This is a genomic window from Vaginisenegalia massiliensis (genome assembly GCF_900604935.1).
Classification (GTDB): Bacteria; Bacillota; Bacilli; order Lactobacillales; family Aerococcaceae; genus Vaginisenegalia; species Vaginisenegalia massiliensis.
Window position 1 is genome coordinate 1 of the sequence record NZ_UWPC01000018.1, and the last position, 5,267, is coordinate 5,267.

At 50.2% G+C, this 5,267-nt stretch carries 3 rRNA genes; all 3 read right to left on the reverse strand.

The features are described from left to right. Positions 1-16 precede the first annotated feature (16 nt). The 3 genes from rrf to EIH20_RS08485 all read right to left on the reverse strand — a co-directional run bounded on the left by rrf (position 17) and on the right by EIH20_RS08485 (position 5,101). Positions 17-132 (reverse strand): 5S ribosomal RNA (gene rrf / locus EIH20_RS08475). Between the two features lie 83 nt (positions 133-215). Further along, a 23S ribosomal RNA gene (locus EIH20_RS08480) occupies positions 216-3,095 on the reverse strand. Positions 3,096-3,552: 457 nt separating this feature from the next. Further along, positions 3,553-5,101, reverse strand: a 16S ribosomal RNA gene (locus EIH20_RS08485). Together the 16S, 23S and 5S rRNA genes form the textbook arrangement of a ribosomal RNA operon. Positions 5,102-5,267: the final 166 nt, after the last annotated feature.

Sequence of the window (5,267 nt, forward strand, 5' to 3'; positions counted from 1 at the left end):
AACAAACAAACACCCTGCATGGCAACGTCCTACTCTCACAGGACCAAAGGTCCAACTACCATCGGCGCTAAGAAGCTTAACTGCTGTGTTCGGAATGGGAACAGGTGTGTCCTTCTTGCCATCATCACCACACAGGTGTCGCGTTTGTCTTTGAATGATGCTTCCACCACTCAAAACTGAATAACCTACAAAACTCTTGAACCTCAAACCAAATCGTGGTTAAGTCCTCGACCGATTAGTACTAGTCCGCTCCATACATCACTGTACTTCCACTTCTAGCCTATCTACCTGATCGTCTCTCAGGGGTCTTACTTCCAAAGAATGGGAAATCTCATCTTGAAGCTGGCTTCGCGCTTAGATGCTTTCAGCGCTTATCCATCCCACACATAGCTACCCAGCGATGCTCTTGGCAGAACAACTGGTACACCAGCGGTGTGTCCATCCCGGTCCTCTCGTACTAAGGATAGCTCTTCTCAAATTTCCTACGCCCGCGACGGATAGGGACCGAACTGTCTCACGACGTTCTGAACCCAGCTCGCGTACCGCTTTAATGGGCGAACAGCCCAACCCTTGGGACCGACTTCAGCCCCAGGATGCGATGAGCCGACATCGAGGTGCCAAACCTCCCCGTCGATGTGAACTCTTGGGGGAGATAAGCCTGTTATCCCCAGGGTAGCTTTTATCCGTTGAGCGATGGCCCTTCCATGCGGAACCACCGGATCACTAAGCCCGACTTTCGTCCCTGCTCGACTTGTTGGTCTCGCAGTCAAGCTCCCTTATGCCTTTGCACTCTTCGAATGATTTCCAACCATTCTGAGGGAACCTTTGGGCGCCTCCGTTACCTTTTAGGAGGCGACCGCCCCAGTCAAACTGCCCACCTGACACTGTTCCCCGTTTTCTTTACGTGGGTTAGAGGGTTCATATCACAAGGGTAGTATCCCACCAGCGCCTCTGTGTAAACTGGCGTTCACACTTCATCGGCTCCTACCTATCCTGTACATGCCACACAAACACTCAATATCAAGCTACAGTAAAGCTCCATGGGGTCTTTCCGTCCTGTCGCGGGTAACCTGCATCTTCACAGGTACTATAATTTCACCGAGTCTCTCGTTGAGACAGTGCCCAAATCATTACGCCTTTCGTGCGGGTCGGAACTTACCCGACAAGGAATTTCGCTACCTTAGGACCGTTATAGTTACGGCCGCCGTTTACTGGGGCTTCAATTCATTGCTTCGCTTGCGCTTACAACTCCTCTTAACCTTCCAGCACCGGGCAGGCGTCAGCCCCTATACGTCATCTTTCGATTTTGCAGAGACCTGTGTTTTTGATAAACAGTTGCTTGGGCCTATTCACTGCGGCTGATCTTGCGATCAGCACCCCTTCTCCCGAAGTTACGGGGTCATTTTGCCGAGTTCCTTAACGAGAGTTCGCTCGCTCACCTCAGTGTTCTCCACTTGACTACCTGTGTCGGTTTGCGGTACGGGTTAATTAAGACTCACTAGAAGCTTTTCTCGACAGTTTGACTAGTTACCTTCGCTACTTTAGTTCGCTCCAGGTCACACCTCATTCTTAGAGGTAAAAGCATTTGACTCTTACCAAAACTTGATGCTTCTACAGGCATATCCATCAGCCTGCGTAACATTGCCTCCTGTGTCCCTCCATCGTTCAAACGTCTTAACCAAGTACAGGAATCTCTACCTGTTGTCCATCGCCTACGCCTATCGGCTTCGGCTTAGGTCCCGACTAACCCAGGGAGGACGAGCCTTCCCCTGGAAACCTTAGTCTATCGGTGGACGGGATTCTCACCCGTCTTTCGCTACTTATACCGGCATTCTCACTTCTAAGCGCTCCACAGCTTCTTACGATACTGCTTCTCCGCCCTTAGAACGCTCTCCTACCACTCAAATTAATTTGAATCCATAGCTTCGGTGTACTGTTTAGCCCCGGTACATTTTCGGCGCAGAGTCACTCGACTAGTGAGCTATTACGCACTCTTTAAATGGTGGCTGCTTCTGAGCCAACATCCTAGTTGTCTGTGCAACTCCACATCCTTTTCCACTTAACAGTTACTTTGGGACCTTAGCTGATGGTCTGGGCTGTTTCCCTTTCGACTACGGATCTTATCACTCGCAGTCTGACTCCCAGAGATGAGTCCTTGGCATTCGGAGTTTATCTGAATTCGGTAAGGCGTGAGCCCCCCTAGTTCAAACAGTGCTCTACCTCCATGACTCTTACTCTGAGGCTAGCCCTAAAGCTATTTCGGAGAGAACCAGCTATCTCCAAGTTCGATTGGAATTTCTCCGCTACCCACAAGTCATCCAAACACTTTTCAACGTGTCCTGGTTCGGTCCTCCAGTGCGTTTCACCACACCTTCAACCTGCTCATGGGTAGGTCACTTGGTTTCGGGTCGACGACACCTGACTTTCGCCCTATTCAGACTCGCTTTCGCTACGGCTCCGTTTCTTCAACTTAACCTCGCCAACTATCGTCACTCGCCGGTCCATTCTACAAAAGGTACGCCATCACCCATTAACGGGCTCTGACTACTTGTAAGCACACGGTTTCAGGTACTCTTTCACTCCCCTCCCGGGGTGCTTTTCACCTTTCCCTCACGGTACTGGTTCACTATCGGTCACTAGGGAGTATTTAGCCTTACCAGATGGTCCTGGTGGATTCCGACGGGATTTCTCGTGTCCCGCCGTACTCAGGATACTCATAGATGGGTCGATTGATTTCGTATACGGGGCTCTCACCCTGTCTCGCGCTACTTCCCATTAGCTTCTACTATCAATCTATCATCACAGCTGAGTCCTACAACCCCAGTGTGCATGCACACTGGTTTGGGCTCTTCCCGTTTCGCTCGCCGCTACTCAGGGAATCGATTTTTCTTTCTCTTCCTGCAGGTACTTAGATGTTTCAGTTCTCTGCGTCTACCTCACTTACGTGTAACATCCCTTCAGATGTTGGGTTCCCCCATTCGGAAATCTCAGGATCTTAGCTTACTTACAGCTCCCCTAAGCATATCGGTGTTAGTCCCGTCCTTCATCGGCTCCTAGTGCCAAGGCATTCACCGTGCGCCCTTTGTTTCTTAACCACTTTTTCGCGCTTGTTTTTGTTTCATACTTTCGTACGAAACTCGGTTTAATTCTCGGTTCATTATACTTTTTTCAATATGAATCACTCGCATCGAGATAACTCATATCAGTATGTTTTGTTGTGTTATTCAGTTTTCAATGATCAAAGTTTAGTAAACTTTCGCTCACTCAAAACTAAACAAAGACAATTCCGTGTATAAGGTTCCATTTCTCCTTAGAAAGGAGGTGATCCAGCCGCACCTTCCGATACGGCTACCTTGTTACGACTTCACCCCAATCATCTATCCCACCTTCGACGGCTCCCTCCTAATGGTTAGGCCACCGGCTTCGGGTGTTACAAACTCTCGTGGTGTGACGGGCGGTGTGTACAAGACCCGGGAACGTATNTGAGTAAACTTTCGCTCACTCAAAACTAAACAAAGACAATTCCGTGTATAAGGTTCCATTTCTCCTTAGAAAGGAGGTGATCCAGCCGCACCTTCCGATACGGCTACCTTGTTACGACTTCACCCCAATCATCTATCCCACCTTCGACGGCTCCCTCCTAATGGTTAGGCCACCGGCTTCGGGTGTTACAAACTCTCGTGGTGTGACGGGCGGTGTGTACAAGACCCGGGAACGTATTCACCGCGGCGTGCTGATCCGCGATTACTAGCGATTCCGGCTTCATGCAGGCGAGTTGCAGCCTGCAATCCGAACTGAGAATGGCTTTTAGAGATTCGCTTACCCTCGCGAGTTCGCTGCTCGTTGTACCATCCATTGTAGCACGTGTGTAGCCCAGGTCATAAGGGGCATGATGATTTGACGTCATCCCCACCTTCCTCCGGTTTGTCACCGGCAGTCTAACTAGAGTCCCCAACTCAATGCTGGCAACTAGTTATAGGGGTTGCGCTCGTTGCGGGACTTAACCCAACATCTCACGACACGAGCTGACGACAACCATGCACCACCTGTCTTGCTGTCCCGAAGGATTTCACCTATCTCTAGGCTATGCAGCAGATGTCAAGACCTGGTAAGGTTCTTCGCGTTGCTTCGAATTAAACCACATGCTCCACCGCTTGTGCGGGTCCCCGTCAATTCCTTTGAGTTTCAACCTTGCGGTCGTACTCCCCAGGCGGAGTGCTTATTGCGTTAACTCCAGCACTGAAGGGTGGAAACCCTCCAACACTTAGCACTCATCGTTTACGGCGTGGACTACCAGGGTATCTAATCCTGTTTGCTCCCCACGCTTTCGAGCCTCAGCGTCAGTTACAGACCAGAAAGTCGCCTTCGCCACTGGTGTTCCTCCATATATCTACGCATTTCACCGCTACACATGGAATTCCACTTTCCTCTTCTGCACTCAAGTGACCCAGTTTCCAATGACCCTCCACGGTTGAGCCGTGGGCTTTCACATCAGACTTAAGTCACCGCCTGCGCTCCCTTTACGCCCAATAAATCCGGATAACGCTTGCCACCTACGTATTACCGCGGCTGCTGGCACGTAGTTAGCCGTGGCTTTCTGGTTAGATACCGTCACACTCCTATCAGTTACTATAGAAGCCGTTCTTCTCTAACAACAGAGCTTTACGATCCGAAGACCTTCTTCACTCACGCGGCGTTGCTCCGTCAGGCTTTCGCCCATTGCGGAAGATTCCCTACTGCTGCCTCCCGTAGGAGTTTGGGCCGTGTCTCAGTCCCAATGTGGCCGATCACCCTCTCAGGTCGGCTATGCATCATCGTCTTGGTAGGCCGTTACCCTACCAACTAACTAATGCACCGCGGGGCCATCCTCTGGTAATAGCAAAAGCCATTTTTCCTCGGTTAGCCATGTGACTTACCGTTCTATGCGGTCTTAGCAATCGTTTCCGACTGTTATCCCCCGCCAGAGGGTAGGTTCCCCACGTGTTACTCACCCGTGCGCCACTAACTTTGATGGAGCAAGCTCCATCTCCGTTCGTTCGACTTGCATGTATTAGGCACGCCGCCAGCGTTCATCCTGAGCCAGGATCAAACTCTCATGAAAGATTGTTTGAGCTCTTTGCTCGTTATTCACTAGCTTGGTTATTTTTTTGACAGGTTTGCTTCCTGTTCTCGAATTATATTCGGGTTGTATCTACTCGTTTGAATAGATCCCTTACACATCTTGGTGTTTGTCTTTGTTCAGTTTTCAATGAGCGTTGCTGTCTCGC